This is a genomic window from Corynebacterium sp. H127 (genome assembly GCF_037482665.1).
Taxonomy (GTDB): Bacteria; Actinomycetota; Actinomycetes; order Mycobacteriales; family Mycobacteriaceae; genus Corynebacterium.
Genome location: NZ_JBBHKY010000008.1, coordinates 43,959 through 58,402 on the forward strand (window position 1 = coordinate 43,959; position 14,444 = coordinate 58,402).

16 protein-coding genes and 1 riboswitch are annotated in these 14,444 nt (G+C 60.4%); of the genes, 12 read left to right on the top strand and 4 right to left on the bottom strand.

Annotated elements, in window-relative coordinates; genetic code table 11:
- Nucleotides 1-135 precede the first annotated feature (135 nt).
- The 4 genes from WG936_RS09300 to WG936_RS09315 all read left to right on the top strand — a co-directional run bounded on the left by WG936_RS09300 (nt 136) and on the right by WG936_RS09315 (nt 3,680).
- Nucleotides 136-1,872, top strand: a complete 1,737-nt coding sequence (locus tag WG936_RS09300) for an ATP-binding protein (protein WP_339572752.1) — start codon at nt 136-138, stop codon at nt 1,870-1,872.
- Nucleotides 1,873-2,121: 249 nt separating this feature from the next.
- Entirely contained in the window at nt 2,122-2,583 is a 462-nt protein-coding gene (locus tag WG936_RS09305) for an S-ribosylhomocysteine lyase (protein ID WP_339564840.1), read from the top strand.
- Nucleotides 2,580-3,233, top strand: coding sequence for a 5'-methylthioadenosine/S-adenosylhomocysteine nucleosidase (mtnN, locus tag WG936_RS09310; protein WP_339572753.1), 654 nt, complete (start codon nt 2,580-2,582; stop codon nt 3,231-3,233). The genes WG936_RS09305 and mtnN overlap by 4 nt, the downstream gene beginning before the upstream one ends.
- Before the next feature lie 126 nt (nt 3,234-3,359).
- On the top strand, nt 3,360-3,680 hold the full coding sequence (locus tag WG936_RS09315) for a DUF2853 family protein (RefSeq protein ID WP_339564838.1): 321 nt from the start codon (nt 3,360-3,362) through the stop codon (nt 3,678-3,680).
- 57 nt (nt 3,681-3,737) lie between these two features.
- Here the strand turns inward: WG936_RS09315 and WG936_RS09320 are convergent, their stop codons facing one another.
- Nucleotides 3,738-4,940, bottom strand: a complete 1,203-nt coding sequence (locus WG936_RS09320) for a PepSY-associated TM helix domain-containing protein (protein ID WP_339572754.1) — start codon at nt 4,938-4,940, stop codon at nt 3,738-3,740.
- Between the two features lie 177 nt (nt 4,941-5,117).
- Between WG936_RS09320 and WG936_RS09325 the strand changes: the two genes are divergently transcribed.
- Nucleotides 5,118-5,822: a type 1 glutamine amidotransferase domain-containing protein gene (locus WG936_RS09325; protein WP_339572755.1), complete on the top strand. Its 705-nt coding sequence runs from the start codon at nt 5,118-5,120 to the stop codon at nt 5,820-5,822.
- Here WG936_RS09325 and thiE read toward each other — a convergent pair whose 3' ends face one another.
- Nucleotides 5,823-6,464, bottom strand: a complete 642-nt coding sequence (gene thiE, locus WG936_RS09330; protein WP_339572756.1) for a thiamine phosphate synthase — start codon at nt 6,462-6,464, stop codon at nt 5,823-5,825.
- An 18-nt stretch (nt 6,465-6,482) separates the two neighbouring features.
- A riboswitch (TPP riboswitch) is annotated at nt 6,483-6,603 on the top strand.
- Between thiE and thiO the strand changes: the two genes are divergently transcribed.
- The 5 genes from thiO (at nt 6,598) to WG936_RS09355 (ending at nt 10,427) form a co-directional block, all read left to right on the top strand.
- A complete protein-coding gene (thiO, locus tag WG936_RS09335) occupies nt 6,598-7,680 on the top strand; it encodes a glycine oxidase ThiO (RefSeq protein ID WP_339572757.1) in 1,083 nt (360 codons plus the stop codon). (Overlaps the previous riboswitch by 6 nt.)
- Nucleotides 7,677-7,868: a sulfur carrier protein ThiS gene (gene thiS / locus WG936_RS09340; protein ID WP_339564833.1), complete on the top strand. Its 192-nt coding sequence runs from the start codon at nt 7,677-7,679 to the stop codon at nt 7,866-7,868. The genes thiO and thiS overlap by 4 nt, the downstream gene beginning before the upstream one ends.
- 4 nt (nt 7,869-7,872) lie before the next feature.
- Entirely contained in the window at nt 7,873-8,637 is a 765-nt protein-coding gene (locus tag WG936_RS09345; RefSeq protein ID WP_339572758.1) for a thiazole synthase, read from the top strand.
- Nucleotides 8,634-9,713 carry a HesA/MoeB/ThiF family protein gene (locus tag WG936_RS09350; RefSeq protein WP_339572759.1) on the top strand — a complete coding sequence of 360 codons (1,080 nt, stop codon included), beginning with the start codon at nt 8,634-8,636 and terminating at the stop codon, nt 9,711-9,713. The genes WG936_RS09345 and WG936_RS09350 overlap by 4 nt, the downstream gene beginning before the upstream one ends.
- Nucleotides 9,714-9,722: 9 nt before the next feature.
- Nucleotides 9,723-10,427 (top strand): hypothetical protein, encoded by a 705-nt coding sequence (locus WG936_RS09355; RefSeq protein ID WP_339572760.1) that lies wholly within the window; start codon nt 9,723-9,725, stop codon nt 10,425-10,427.
- On the opposite strand, the gene WG936_RS09360 is transcribed toward WG936_RS09355, so the two are convergent.
- Nucleotides 10,422-11,870, bottom strand: a complete 1,449-nt coding sequence (locus WG936_RS09360) for a succinic semialdehyde dehydrogenase (RefSeq protein WP_445227951.1) — start codon at nt 11,868-11,870, stop codon at nt 10,422-10,424. The two genes, WG936_RS09355 and WG936_RS09360, sit on opposite strands and share 6 nt — an antisense overlap.
- Here WG936_RS09360 and WG936_RS09365 point away from each other — a divergent pair.
- Nucleotides 11,854-12,603: an SDR family oxidoreductase gene (locus WG936_RS09365; RefSeq protein ID WP_339572798.1), complete on the top strand. Its 750-nt coding sequence runs from the start codon at nt 11,854-11,856 to the stop codon at nt 12,601-12,603. The genes WG936_RS09360 and WG936_RS09365 overlap by 17 nt on opposite strands.
- A gap of 137 nt (nt 12,604-12,740) precedes the next feature.
- Here WG936_RS09365 and WG936_RS09370 read toward each other — a convergent pair whose 3' ends face one another.
- On the bottom strand, nt 12,741-13,703 hold the full coding sequence (locus tag WG936_RS09370; RefSeq protein ID WP_339572762.1) for a helix-turn-helix transcriptional regulator: 963 nt from the start codon (nt 13,701-13,703) through the stop codon (nt 12,741-12,743).
- 104 nt (nt 13,704-13,807) lie between these two features.
- On the opposite strand from WG936_RS09370, the gene WG936_RS09375 reads away from it, so the two are divergent.
- Nucleotides 13,808-14,353 carry a mycothiol transferase gene (locus WG936_RS09375; RefSeq protein WP_339564825.1) on the top strand — a complete coding sequence of 182 codons (546 nt, stop codon included), beginning with the start codon at nt 13,808-13,810 and terminating at the stop codon, nt 14,351-14,353.
- Nucleotides 14,354-14,444: the final 91 nt, after the last annotated feature.

Below are 14,444 nucleotides of genomic sequence, written 5' to 3' on the forward strand. Positions count from 1 at the left end.
CGTCCCCTACCGGAGAATCATTACTAAATTTCGCTTCATCACTACGTACCGTCACTTCTAATTTTGCCCTTTCATTGCTAAAATCACTACTCAATTGCTGCCATCACTACTAAAATCAGTGCAGGTGAATCACAAATGACACCAGATCATTTCGATGAGCTGATCGCCCAACAGATCTCTTGGATGCGCGCAGCCAGGTCTGATAATGCGCGAGTCGAGGCAAAACGTATGCGTGACCATGTCGGCAAAGCACTATGGGAAACGGTTAGCGCTTTTGCCAACACTGATGGTGGTTTGATCATTCTCGGGTTAGACGAGGGTTCAGGATTCTCACCTGATCCGAAATTTCAATCAGCGAAGATCAAAGCTGAATTGATTGATGGTTTCGATACTGCGGCTACTGCTGCTCCGAAAGTGACCCCGGTGCCTCGGCACACACTGCACGAAATCCGATTTGAAGACCACGAGCTCATCGTCATCGACGTAGAACCAATGCGTGATGATCCGCAGCTTTCCTCACAGATGCCTTGTTACGTCACTAGTAGGAACTTGGCTAAAGGCAGCTACAAGCGGGTATTTGATGCCGACAAGCTCATGAACGGCTACGAAATTCATTCCTTACAGACCTGGCTCAGGCAAGACCCTACGGACCGCAGGGTTGTACCCGAAGCGGATTCGAATGACATTGATGAAGTCGCGCTGCAAACGGTGATCACCGCATATCGAGCAGAAGGATCCCGACTTATTTCAGTAGCACGCGACCAAGATGAGTTGAAGAGATTTGTGAACGCCTTCGATTACGACGACGCACAAACACTTCATCCGACAGTCGCTGGCTTGCTTGCACTGGGCCGATATCCGCAAAGGTTCTTCCCCCAATTGTTCATCGACGTCACCACCCACCCTTCAACCGTGAAATCTTCTGGGGAGCGCGGACTTCGATTCGTATCAAGAAGACGATGCGACGGTGCAATCCCAGAAGCAATCGAGTCAGCCGTCACCGAAGTCATGGGCAATCTAAAAACCCGTTATCTCGAATCCAACGGAACCATAATTGACCAAAAAGAAATTCCTGAAATGGCTATCCGCGAAGCCATTGCCAACGCAGTGATGCATCGCGACTACGGCCCATTCGCACGTGGAGAGCAGGTCGCAGTCGATATCTACTCCGACCGGGTTGAAATAGTTAATCCAGGTGGATTGTGGGGCGGTCGAACAGAGGAAAATATCACCGATGGACGTTCCGTCACCCGCAATGAGGCCCTCGCCACCATTTTGAGCCACCTGCACAATGGCCGTAGTGAGCGCATCGCTGAAAACCAAGGTAGCGGTATCCCAGCAATGATCCGTTCCATGACCCAGCACGGGTTGGGTGCACCGGTATTCCGTAACGAAATCAGTGACTTCCGGGTCATCCTGCCACGATTCGGTTTGCTCAACGATGAAGCGCAAGCATGGCTCAGTCGCCGCGGGCACACCAGAAACCCACACAGTGACATCGCGCTTCTTCTCGCCCGAGAGCACGGTTCAGTATCTACCCTGTCTCTGCGCGATCACCTGGGAATCGATAGTGACGAAGCCCGAGAGACCCTCGCCAGCCTGCTTGTCGACGACCAGTTATTCGCCATCGGCCCAGAAGAATTTGCACTCGGATCTGCAAAACCACCTGTTACGCTCAGCAAACCCGCTGCCGAATTGTACGAGTACGTTGACCTGCAAGTCGCCCGAAAAACCTCAGAGCTTGCCGAGTTATGGGGCCGCACAGAATCCACGGTGCGAATGCGAATCAAGGAGCTCATCGAAGCAGGACTCGTGGAGGCGACGGCTCCACCAACTAGCAAACTTCGCGCCTACCGGCGAGCAGCGGAATAGGGATCCTTTATCCCACCATCCGGTCACGACTAAAACGACCATTGCCGATAGTCGTCCCCTTCTACCGCCAATATGCTTCCATGCCTTCCCGAAGGGTTCCATTTCACCCTCGAGCCTCCCATCTGTAAAACTCGCACCTTTTTACATTTAAGCCCTCTCTCGCAGACCACTATTTTTTAAAACTACGCTGTTTTCATAAACAAGCTAGGGGGTCAACTGACGTCGAAAAGCCCCGCTACACTGAAACTCATGACTGATCGCATGAACGTAGAGTCCTTTAACCTTGACCACCGCGCCGTGAAGGCCCCGTATGTGCGGGTGGCGGATCGCAAGGAATTGCCTGGTGGCGACGTCCTGATTAAGTACGATGTTCGCTTCGCGCAGCCCAACCAGCAGCACCTGGACATGCCGGCGATCCACTCCTTGGAGCACCTGAGCGCCGAGCTGATGCGCAACCACACTGACAAGCTGATCGATTTCTCCCCGATGGGCTGCCAAACCGGATTTTATGCCCTGACCCTCGCGGTGGAGATGGACGATTTCCTGGGGATTCTGGAAAAGACCATGAATGACATCCTCGTAGCAACCGAGGTTCCAGCTGCCAATGAGATCCAGTGCGGCTGGGGCGCGAACCACTCTTTGGAGGGTGCGCAGGAGGAAGCGAAGAAGTTCCTGGCCAAGAAGGCCGAGTGGACCGAGGTCATGGCGTGATCATCATCCAGTGTGCGATGGAGATGGAGGCAGCGCCGTTCCTCGCCGAACTACCGAGCGATCACAAAGTCGAAACCATCGGCAACCAGCAGTTTCACTTTGGCGTTGATAAGCTCGTCGCCATCACCGGCATCGGCTTGGCCAACGCGGCGGCTGGCACGGCCCGCGCACTGATGCTTGCCGACGACCCCGAGCTCGTCATCGCGGCCGGCACCTGCGGCGGGTTGCACGTGGACATTCAGGTCGGCGAGATCGCGGTGGCGACCAACGCGATCTATTCCATGGCTGATGCCACCGCCTTTGGCTACGAGCCGGGTCAGGTACCGGGCATGCCGGTGTCTTATGACGCGCTGACCGTCCCAACGCTAGACCGGCCGCATAAGACCGGCCGGATAGTCTCCGCGGATGCGTTTATTACGGCAGCCAACGTGGAGCAGGCGCGCGGACGCTTCCCGGAAGCCATCGCCACGGACATGGAGACGGCCGCTATGGCGCAAACCTGCTACGCCGCGGGAGTGCCATGGGTATCTCTGCGCGCGGTTTCTGACCTGTGTGGCCCACAGGCAGGCCAGGATTTCCATATCGATGGCGAGCTCGCCGCCGAACACAGCTTCACAGCGGTGCAAGTATTCCTGCAGGCCAGGGGCTAAAGCCCTGAACTATGCGCGTATCCAGCAGAGAAATAGCTAACAAGTAAACATAAAACTATTCTTCGGTGTCTCTAACGACGCTAGGATTAAGGCAACTGTTCCTCTCACAAAATAAGGAGACGCTGTATGTCTAAGGACTGGATCGCAGACGTCAAGAAGTACGCACCTAAAGCCGACGACGCTGTTCTCGAAAGCATGCTCAAGACCTACCGCCTGACCCTCTCCAACGCTGACGCCGCTTACGTCTCTTTCAGCGACGAAGAGGAACTCAAGACGGTGCGCGAGAACTTCCTGAAGAAGAAGCTGGGCCTCACCGAGTCCGATGAGAAGTTGGACGAGGCCATCAAGGCCGTCGGCGCCAAGATGAAGGACGGCACTAAGAACGGCCGCCTCGCCGTGTACTACCTCCTCGCGGAGAAGTTCGGCAAGCTGGGCATGTTCAAGTAACCCGCACTAACAAGAAACCCGCTGACCTGTCCAGATGCGGTAGGTCAGCGGGTTTTGTTATGCGTTCACAGCTTCTTTAGTTTTCGCTCGGCGCCGGGAGAGTTGTAGCAGGACGTCGATAAGCACGAATGCGAGCAGCGAGATGCCGAACAGCGGCGCGAACACCGCGTAGATCACCAGCAACACCGCTAGCACTGGCTGGAAGCGCACCGGCTTCGGCAGGCCCTTGCGCGCGGAGCGGAACCACGCCACGTAGCCCAGTACCGTAATGACGATGATGCCCGCGGCCAGCAACCCAAGCGCGATCTCCGACCAGATGCCGAACAAAATACCCATGTGCAGTTCGATCAGCCAGTTGGTGAGCTTGGCGGCCAGTGGCCACTGCTCGAAGTCGATGCGGCCCACCAGTTGCCCATCTGGCCCGACGATGACCTGGTCAATCGCGAAGCGGAATGGGCCGCGCGACTCCCTGGCTACGCCCGTCGAGCTCAGCTCCAGCATGCCCGTCAGCCCCTGTTCGCGAGCCACGGCCAGTGTTTGATCAAAGGGCACCATCTCGCTTTGCGACGGCGGTGTCGGCGACATCCAGTTCAGCATCTTGCGCACCTTGCCGATGTTCTCGCCCGCAACGAGCGACCACGTCAACCCAGTGACAGTGAGGAACAGCAGCCCCGGAAACAGCCATGCGCCGAGCTGGCTGTGTCGTCGCACGCTCATTCGCTTCTGCTTCACCCGCTGCGTGAGCATCAGGTACAGGCCGGCGATCGCGAGTGCTCCGAGCCAGGAGGCGGCCAATTCGGAGTAGATCCGTCCTGGTTCGCCTAGCCACAGGTCCTTGTGACCGCGGCTGAGCCAGGTACGCAGTGGGGAAGCATTAGAGCTGCCGTACTGGATGAATTGATCTTTGACCTCCAGGGATACTGGGTCCACGAACACTGCCTGCCGGTAGCTTTTGCTCGGCAGCGACTCGTCCTTGAACAACACCCGGGTGTTGGCACCGTCTTTGACCTGCACAGCGGAGACCTTGAGGTCAGGATGTTCGCGCTGCGCTACCGCAGTCTGTTCACTCAGCGGCCGCGAAGTGCCGGGGGTTTGCGCGACGTAGGCATCGTGGTAGACCACCTGCTCCGCGGTAGGGGCGAAGGCATAGAAGAAGCCGGTGAGCGCGGCTACCAGAATGAACGGGCCGACTAGGAGGCCGGCGATGAGATGAAGTCTGCGCACGCTGGCGCGCAGATATGAGTTGGCTTGTGTAATCACGGGGTAGTAGTCGGGTTCCAACACCGATAGGTTCCCCGATGGACGTTTCGGTTAACCCCAGATTGCCCCGCCCGAAAGTTCCCGGGGAAACAGAATTTCATTGTTGATATAGCCGCCAAATGTCCCGTATCCTCGGTGCCACCGCACTGAAAAAGCACAAATCGAGGAGGCTGAACTATGGCAAACGTACTGATGGTTGTGAGTGCCGCAGATCACTGGACCCTGGCAGACGGCTCGACCTATCCGACCGGATTCTGGGCGGAAGAATTACTCACTCCCTATGAATGTTTCCAAAAAGCGGGAATGGAGATTACCTTTGCCACCCCAGGCGGCAAAGCGCCCACGGTAGATGAAACCAGCCTGAGCATCAAGGGTGGTGTGCTGCCGCCGGCGGCTGCCAAGTTCAAGGAAAAGCTCGCCGAGTTGGAGCCGCAGCTGAGTAACCCGCGCGACCTCGCAGACATCGACCCGGATGCTTTCGACCTGATCTTTTACCCGGGTGGACACGGCCCCATGGAGGACCTCGCTTATGACAAGACTTCCGGAGAGCTCCTCTCCCAGCGACTCGCCTCCGGCCGACCGCTGGCACTGCTGTGTCACGCTCCGGCAGCGCTCCTAGCCACCATCGACGAAGCCACTGGCCAAACGCCCTTCGCCAATAAGAATGTCACGGCCTTTTCCAACGCGGAGGAGATCATCAACCCGGCGGCGAAGAAGGCGAAATGGCTGCTAGAGGACCGACTCAAAGCAGCCGGCATGAACTATCAAAAGGCGTTGCTGCCGATGCGCCCCAAGGTTGTCCAGGATGGCAACCTCTTCACCGGCCAAAATCCGCAGTCCTCTCAGGAGCTCGCCGAGCTGCTGATCGCGGAACTGACTTAACTACTCAGTGCCGCGCAGCGCGTGGGCGGCCTCCAGGATCGACGCCGCCTCGGTCAGCGCGCGTACCACCACCACGCCACGGGCCCCGCTCGCGCGCACCTGTCCAACGGTGTCGGGGGAGATGCCGCCGATGGCGAACCACGGCCTCTCGCCCGCGATCTCCGCGCATTCTGCGACCACGTCGAGTCCCACTGCTGGTCGGCCTGGCTTAGTCGGCGTGGGCCACACCGGCCCGATGACGGCATAGTCCAGGCCAGGATCAGCGTTAGACGCCGCGAACTGTGCCACCGAGTTATTCGAACGCCCGATGAGCACCTCGGACCCAAGCACCCGGCGCGCTTGCTGCGTACTGAGGTCGCCTTGGCCAACGTGAAACACGTCAGCGCCCACCAGCAGCGCCACATCCGCGCGATCATTAACCGCAAACATTCTGCCGTGTTCCTGCGCTACCTCCGCCAGAATTTCCAGCGCCGCGATCTCAGCGCGGGCTTCCAGCTTCTTGTCCCGCAGTTGGATGATATCCACGCCGGATGCGTAACACTCGTGCAAAAATTCACGCAGGTCCCCCCGTTTGGTACGGGCATCGGTGCATAGGTACAGGCGGGCTTCGGAAAGCTGCTTTAGGCGTTCTGGGCGATCCATGAGCTCTATAGTAGGTGTCAGAAAGTCCGTGGGAGCCCCTAGGAGAAATACCCGAGGGGGCTGAGAGGGCGCGCGATACGCGCCGACCACCACACCTGATGCGGGTCATGCCGCCGTAGGAAGGATGAAAACCATGCATGTCGCAATCGTGGGCGCCGGCATCGTCGGCTTATCGACGGCCTGGGAGCTGCAGCAACGCGGCCACACCGTACAAGTTTTTGACCCAGCACCGGTCTCCGAGGCCAGTTTTGCTGCCGCTGGGATGCTCGCCCCCGTTTCTGAGGTCGTGTGGGATCAACCGACGCTGTATCCCCTCATGGCACAGTCGAAGCAGCTTTACCCAGCGCTCGTCGCCTCAGTGACCGAGGCTTCCGGCATGGACGTTGGCTACCTCACCTCCGAAACCCTCGTCTGTGCGGGTGACGCGGCCGATCGTGTCACCCTCTCCGAACTCGTCGAACTGCAATCCGAGATCGGCGCAGTAGAACGCCTCACTGCCACGCAGGCCCGTCGCATGGAACCAGCCCTCGGGCCCGGCGTGTTGGGGGCGGTCCACATCCCGGGAGACCACCAGATTGACCCCCGGAAGTTCTGCGCGGCCTTGCTGCACCTACTCGGGGATTGCGTGGTGCGGGAAGAGGTGGTGCGGGTGGATACGCAGGTACGGACGTCGACAAGCAGTTACGCCGCCGACCACATCGTTGTCGCTGCGGGGCTGCACACCGCCGACATCGCGGGGCTGCCGGCGCTGCCGCTGCGCCCGGTCTACGGCGATGTGCTGCGACTCAACGTACCCGCGCACCTCCAACCGCTGATCAGCCGCACCGTCCGGGCAGTGGTGCGTGGTCGCCCTGTCTATCTTGTCCCGCGCAGCGACGGCACCGTGGTCCTCGGCGCGACCTCCCGCGAGGATGGCCCCGGAGTGTCCGCGGAGGGCGTCCACCAGCTGCTTCGCGACGCCCACCACATCCTTCCCTCCCTGTGGGAATGCACCATTGCCGAGATGACGGCCCGCGCCCGCCCTGGTTCACCCGATGATGTCCCCATGATCGGTCGCATCGCTACGAACACCACCGTCTCTACCGGCTATTTTCGCCACGGCATCCTGCTTGCCGCGATCGGCGCCAAACTCACAGCGGACATCGTCCTCGGTGTGCAGATTCCTGCTGAAACAGCCGCCGCCATTAACCCATTTCGATTCGAGGAGAAGAGATGACAACAGTAAACGGCTCTCCCTACCGACCCACCCCAGGGGAAACAGTGCAGCAGCTCATCCAGGCGCAAATCGGACGCACCGCCGGAATCGCGGTGGCAATCGACGGCGCCGTGGTACCCAAGAGTCGCTGGGAGGACACCCCGGTAGCAGGCGATGTCGAAATCGTCACAGCAGCGCAGGGCGGGTAGCACCATGGAATTTCTGGCACAATCCCGCCTGATCATGGGCACCGGCGGCGCAACCTCCTTGACCACCCTGGAACGGGCACTCATCGAATCGGGCACCGCTTTAACTACCGTGGCGATGCGCCGCTACAACCCCGCAACGGGAGCGAGCATCTTTGAGCTGCTCAAACGCAACAACATCCAGGCGCTGCCCAACACTGCTGGCTGCTTTAGCGCCCGCGATGCCGTCCTCACCGCGGAACTTGCCCGCGAAGCGCTGGAAACGAACCTGATCAAACTCGAAGTCATCGCTGACGAAGACACCCTGCTACCCGACGGCATAGAGCTCCTCGACGCCGCAGATCAGCTGGTCACCAAAGGCTTTCAAGTTTTCGCCTACACCAACGATGACCCGGCGCTAGCCCGCCGACTTGAGGACGTCGGCGTCGCCGCGGTCATGCCTGCTGGCGCCCCGATCGGCACCGGGCTCGGGATCCTTAATCCACACAACATCGAGCTCATCGTGGAACGGGCCGGGATTCCCGTCATCCTCGACGCAGGCCTCGGCACCGCCTCTGATGCGGCACTGGCCATGGAACTCGGCTGCGACGCAGTACTGCTCGCCACCGCAGTCACCCGCGCTCACAATCCGGTCCAGATGGCCACCGCGATGAAGCACGCCGTGATCGCGGGCCGCCACGCCTACGAGGCCGGACGGATCCCGAAACGCCGCTTAGCCCAGGCCAGCTCTGCTTTTGATGGTCGCATCTCCGGTTCGCAGGAAGCACAATGAGCAACTCCCTGTCCGGAGCCGAACGCAGCCGCTACGCCCGCCACCTCACGTTGCCCGGTGTGGGGGAGGAGGGGCAGCTTAAGCTGAAGCAGGCGCGCGTCCTGGTGATCGGGGCGGGCGGACTCGGTTCACCCATCCTGAACTACCTGGGCGCTGCGGGCGTTGGCCACATCACGGTCATCGACGATGACCTGGTCGAAGAATCGAACCTCCAACGACAGACAATTCACCGCATGGCGGACATAGGGCGCCCAAAGGTGGATTCCGCTCGCGACGCCCTGGCACGACTCAACCCTTTCATCGAGGTCACCCCGCTCCGAGAGCGCCTGACTCCGGACAATGCCTTGGCTCTGTTCCGCGACCACGACTTGGCAATTGATGGCACCGACAATTTTGCTACCCGCTACCTGTCCAATGATGCCGCCGAGATCACCGGGACCCCGCTCGTGTGGGGCACCATCTCCCAGTTCCAGGGCCAACTTTCCGTCTTCGACCCAAACGCGGGCCCGATGCTGCGCGATCTCTTCCCAGATATCCCACCGGCCGACGCCATTCCGAGCTGCGCAGTCGGCGGCGTATTCGGGGCACTGGCGGGCATGATCGGCGCGATGCTGGCCATCGAGGCGCTCAAGCTGATCACAGGGGTGGGACGACCGGCCGTCGGCAAGCTGCTCCTGGTTGATGCGCTGCAGGCGTCGACACGCGAGCTCAGCTTTGAGCGCGACCCCGCGCGCGTCCCGCCCCGCACGCTCACACACCTGCGCGAGGTCTGCGCCACCACCACGCCGGCGCCCACAACGCCCGAGCCGCGGGGCACGCTTATCGACGTCCGGACCCCGGAAGAAACCGCGGACGGCACCATCCCCGGCGCGCAGCTGGTGCCACTTGTGGACATCGAGGAACGCGGTTGGGCGGCACTGAGTGACATCCCGGGGGACACTCTCACGCTGTACTGCCAATCGGGTATCCGCTCGGAGCGTGCCATCAAGCTGGTCGAGCGGGAAACCAAAAAGCATTTGTTGAGCTTGCAGGGTGGTTTTGTGGCTTGGCGAGCGCGACACGGCGCTACATCTTAAGATCTGACCATGCGTACTGTGCGGTGGTTGGTGGCCCTCGGGATGGTGCTTTTCGCCCAGCCTGCCGCCGCTGACCCGCTCATCGAGTCGGCGGAAACCGCCATCGCGGAGCTGAGCTATGCCGGTGCCCGGGCGGGGTTGTCTTCGGAGCTGCGCATCACAGCAACCGCGGAGGATGCGCTCAACAACGAGGTCTCGGTGATCGTTGGCTCCGACCCGCACAACGGCCCGACGGTGTTCACCCCTGACGCGGAGCCGACAAACCACGTCCTCGAGTTGTACCAGGATGGCACCCTGCGCCTCGTGCCCCGCGACCAAGAGACTACGGCTGTGCGCCTTGCACCGGACTTCACCGCGGACACCGGGCGCCCCTCATCACCTGGGACTGTCCCCATCCCAGACTTCTACGAGTACGATCCTTCCGCCCTGCACCCCGGCCTGCACGACTACTGCACTTTCTCGCCGAACTACTATGTCACCCCGGAACTAAACGCCGACTTCCGTGGCGCCTGCGCCAACCACGACCTATGCATGGAAGAGTCCCTGTTCTACGGCCTGGGCTACGGCTGGTGCAACATCGCACTGCGGAAAGACATGCAAGCGGTGTGCACCTCGGTGTACCAAAACGAGTTGGAATACCACCGGCAAGGCTGCCTGGACACGGCGGACTTGTACTACTCCGCAGTGACACTGCGCCACATCAACCGGCTATAGAATTTTCTTGCCCAGCCGCAGAGCAGTACTCATGACCTGGGCGTAGCGCTGGCGGTCCAGCCACGCCGGTCCGGATAGCGGCACGAGCCGTTGCTCCGCCACCGTACGGCTCTCCGTGAACTTGAGTAGTCCGGCGGCGCCATGGCGACGTCCCAGCCCGGAGGCCTTCCAGCCACCCATCGGGGCATCCACTGAGCCCCATGCTGCCGCGAAGCCCTCGTTGAGGTTCACGGTGCCTGCCTCCAGTTGTGTCGCGATCTCCCGCGCCACGCTTGGCTTTGCGACGACCGAAGCGTTCAATCCATAGTCCGTGTCATTCGCCTTAGCGATCCCCTCCGCCCGAGTGGCAAAGGACTCCAGGTAGACCACTGGTCCGAAGACTTCCTCTCGTTTGAGTCGCGCATCTTCGGGAACATCCACCAGCACGGTCGGGCGGTAGAACTTTCCAACCGGTGCTGAGCCACCCGCGAGAACCCGGGCCCCCTTGTCCACGGCATCGCTGACGAACTCGTGGACTTTGTGTGCATGATCCTCGCTGATCAAGGACCCCATCTCATACTCCCAGCCGCCGTTGCCCACGGTGACCGCGTTCGCGCGCTCCGCGAATGCGGCAGCAAACTCCTCAAAGAGCTCGCTATGGACGTAGATCCGCTCCACCGAGATACATAGTTGCCCCGAATTGGCGAAGCACGCCTGGGCCGCCACCTGCACCGCCTTGGCAATGTCCGCAGTTTCATCCACGATGAGCGGGTTCTTGCCACCCAGCTCCGCCGAATAACCGATCAAGCGCTCACCGGCGATGGCCCCGAGGATCCGTCCCGTGGCAGTGGAGCCGGTGAACATCAAGTAGTCACACTCATGCGCGATAGCCTGGCCCACCTCACTACCGCGGCCCGTAACCACCTGCAACAGCTCTTGAGGCAAACCTGCCTCATACAGCAGCTCCGCTGCTTTCAGAGCGGTCAGCGGTGTGTTTACATCGGGCTTGAGCACCACGGCGTTTCCGGCGAGCAACGCCGGAATGGCATCCGAAATCGCCAGCGAAAGGGGATAGTTCCACGGCGCGATAATCCCCACCACGCCCGTAGGACAATGATCCACCGTGGTGCGCGTGAGCACAGGAAGCGCGCCCTTCTTCCGCTCAGTCCTGAGCACCTTGTTCGCGATCTTGGCGAAGTGACGGGAGGTGATCGCCACGTCCATCACCTCATCATAGGCGTGCCCGCGGGCCTTCCCGGTTTCCTGCTGGATGACGTCAAGAAGCTCACCTTGCCGCTCCAGCACGAGGTCATGATAGCGCAGGAAAATGCGACTCAGTTCGCTCGTGCTCGGACGGCACGCCTGGGCGGCGCGGGCCCTGTCGAAAGCTGCCAAAGTTTCTTCGCGAGTGTGCATCGTGATCATGAACACAAATGTAGACGCTGATATGAAATCAATCTTCATCTCAGGAGCCGCCCAAGGTATTGGACGCGCCGTTGCCGAAAAATTCCTCGCCGAAGGCTGGACCGTGGGCGCCTACGACATCGCCCCTGTTGAATACCAGCACGAACGGCTAATCTCCGGACACCTCGACGTCACCTCCGCCGCATCGTGGGATGAAGCGCATGCAGACTTCGCCGGCCAAGTCGGCGGCACCATCGACATCGTGGACAACAACGCTGGCATCATCGCCGCAGGCCTCCTTGCCGACATCAGCCCAGAAGCAGTCAAACGCCAAATCGACATCAACTGCACCGGCGTCACCTACGGTGCCCAAGCCGCAAAACGCTACCTGAAGCGCGGTTCGCAGCTGGTCAACATGTCTTCCGCCGCCACCTACGGCCAGCCGGAAATCTCGGTGTACTCGGCATCAAAGTTCTACGTCGCCGGGTTGACTGAAGCGCTGTCCCTAGAGTGGGCCCACGCCGGCATCCGCGTGGTGGCCATCTGGCCACTGTGGGCACGGACCGCCCTTGCAGAGAACTCCGCAACCTCAGTGCGCCGCCTCGGCGTGCGCATCACCCCGGAACAAGTCGCTGACGCAATCTGGGCAGCAACGCACCCGAATCGCTGGACCCGCGGACGCATCCACTGGGGTGTTTCTCCGCAGGACAAGGCCATTTACCTCGCGCGTCAGCTTGCCCCGAACCGCGTCGCCAGGTTGGTGACGCGGGCATTTTCCGGCGCGCCGCGTTAGCGCTTGCGCAAGGCCCGGCAAGCCCGGCGCTTCCGGGCGCTCCCCGTCGCTCCCCGGCAAGACCATGATTTCACGATCATGATTACGAGAGTGTCCCGCAAGCAAAGCGCTGGGTAGCAATACTTCTACTCTGTTAATCATGATCGTGAAATCATGGTGGCGGCCTTGCTGAGGCGTTCACCAAGCTCGTGCGTCGCTGCTATGACTGCTTCATCGCCGATCACAGTGAAATCGAACGGAATCGCACTTAACCAATGGGCAGCCGCGTGTGGATCATCGGCTCCGGTAGCGAACAGGGTAGTAGCAGCATCTAACGGGCGAACATACTGGTTAAGCCGCGGGGCAGCTGCCACGACTTCGTCGCAAGTCGCGTGAATGTGCACGATGACCTGGTGTTCCCAAGCCGTGACCGGCACCGGCTCAGCGAGGCGCTGCAACGCTTCGCTGACATCGGCACGCTCTTGGAAGTGCCACGTCCCGATTTTGGGCGCGGTGATGCGATCCGCTCGGAAGGTACGCCAGTCCTTACGGTGTAGATCGAAGGCGAGCAATAGCCAATTCCGACCCCGCGAGACCAAGCGATGTGGTTCTACTCGGCGCTCGGTGAGCATGCCTTTTCGATCCCGATAGGAGAACTCCAGGCGCACCTGTCGCCTAATTGCCTCCGCGCATGGCAACAAAACACCGATATCCAGCGCGTCACTGGGGGAGGAAAATGCGGCCGCAGTGTGCACCGCAGTTAGTCGCTGACGCACCGTAGTTGGCAACAATCCGTCGAGAGTGGACAGCGCGCTCATTGCTGCCTCGGCTTCTTCACCGTTTCCTGAATTGGCCACCCTCAGTAGCGCCGCGGTGACCACAAATGCCTGTTCGTCGTCGAGTAGCAGCGGCGGCAGCACTTCACCCCGGCCCAAAATGTAGCCGCCACCGGGTCCGGCCTCCGCCTGCACCACGTATCCGAGGTTGCGCAGCTTGTCGACGTCCCGTCGCAAAGTCCGCGGTGTCACTCCGAGTCGCTCAGCCAGTTGCGCTCCGGTGCGGCAGTCACGGCTCTCGAGCAGCCCCAGCAGCGACAGGATTCGAGATGTCGGATCAGTCATATCTCAACTATGCCGGAAATAGCGGACAGGATCTGTCCGCTATGGGTGCGATCCTGAAATCAGTGCTACGAGAGCACATTTTCAAGCCCACAAAGGAGACACCCATGGGATTCCTCACCCCGAATGCGGCAGGCGAAATCGCTGTCCACAAGACCTACATCTTCCAGCAGCTGGCCCAGATTCGCACCACCGTCCACGGCCTGACAGACGAGCAAGCACACAGCACTCCAAGCGCTTCCAGCCTGAACCTGACTGGCCTATTGCTCCACGCAGCTGAAGTTGCGTTGTTCTGGAGCGCATCAGTAATCGCAGCGCCGAATCCCCCGAGCCTGCCGGCAGGTTTCGAGGAAAACCACATGCTGGACCAGCTCATCGCCGATGAGCGTCCGCTAGCACAGGTCCTAGAAACCTTTGACCACTACGTCGAGCTCGCCCGCCACAACCTGGAGCAACTGAGCGATCTTGACACGCTAGTACCCGTACCGGAGTCCTGGTCACCATGGATCCCCGCAGAATTGACCCACTGGGAGACGCGCTGGTGTTTGCACCACATCACTGCCGAGATCGCGCGGCACGCCGGACATGCGGACATCATCCGCGAGAGCATCGACGGCAAGGGGGCTTTCGAACTCAATGATCTAGCGGGGTGATGACTCTCGGCGAGTATGATTTCACGATCATGATTAAGAGAGTGCCCTGCACGCTGAACGCAGGGTAGCAATACCTCTACTCTGTTAATCA

What these genes read in the sequence shown, in the direction of transcription:
- WG936_RS09300 (WP_339572752.1), top strand. Translation starts at nt 136, where the DNA reads ATGACACCAGATCATTTCGATGAGCTGATCGCCCAACAGATCTCTTGG.
- WG936_RS09305 (WP_339564840.1), top strand. Translation starts at nt 2,122, where the DNA reads ATGACTGATCGCATGAACGTAGAGTCCTTTAACCTTGACCACCGCGCC.
- WG936_RS09315 (WP_339564838.1), top strand. Translation starts at nt 3,360, where the DNA reads ATGTCTAAGGACTGGATCGCAGACGTCAAGAAGTACGCACCTAAAGCC.
- WG936_RS09325 (WP_339572755.1), top strand. Translation starts at nt 5,118, where the DNA reads ATGGCAAACGTACTGATGGTTGTGAGTGCCGCAGATCACTGGACCCTG.
- thiE (WP_339572756.1), bottom strand. Translation starts at nt 6,464, where the DNA reads ATGGATCGCCCAGAACGCCTAAAGCAGCTTTCCGAAGCCCGCCTGTAC.
- thiO (WP_339572757.1), top strand. Translation starts at nt 6,598, where the DNA reads ATGCATGTCGCAATCGTGGGCGCCGGCATCGTCGGCTTATCGACGGCC.
- thiS (WP_339564833.1), top strand. Translation starts at nt 7,677, where the DNA reads ATGACAACAGTAAACGGCTCTCCCTACCGACCCACCCCAGGGGAAACA.
- WG936_RS09345 (WP_339572758.1), top strand. Translation starts at nt 7,873, where the DNA reads ATGGAATTTCTGGCACAATCCCGCCTGATCATGGGCACCGGCGGCGCA.
- WG936_RS09350 (WP_339572759.1), top strand. Translation starts at nt 8,634, where the DNA reads ATGAGCAACTCCCTGTCCGGAGCCGAACGCAGCCGCTACGCCCGCCAC.
- WG936_RS09355 (WP_339572760.1), top strand. Translation starts at nt 9,723, where the DNA reads ATGCGTACTGTGCGGTGGTTGGTGGCCCTCGGGATGGTGCTTTTCGCC.
- WG936_RS09365 (WP_339572798.1), top strand. Translation starts at nt 11,854, where the DNA reads ATGAAATCAATCTTCATCTCAGGAGCCGCCCAAGGTATTGGACGCGCC.
- WG936_RS09360 (WP_445227951.1), bottom strand. Translation starts at nt 11,870, where the DNA reads ATGAAGATTGATTTCATATCAGCGTCTACATTTGTGTTCATGATCACG.
- WG936_RS09370 (WP_339572762.1), bottom strand. Translation starts at nt 13,703, where the DNA reads ATGACTGATCCGACATCTCGAATCCTGTCGCTGCTGGGGCTGCTCGAG.
- WG936_RS09375 (WP_339564825.1), top strand. Translation starts at nt 13,808, where the DNA reads ATGGGATTCCTCACCCCGAATGCGGCAGGCGAAATCGCTGTCCACAAG.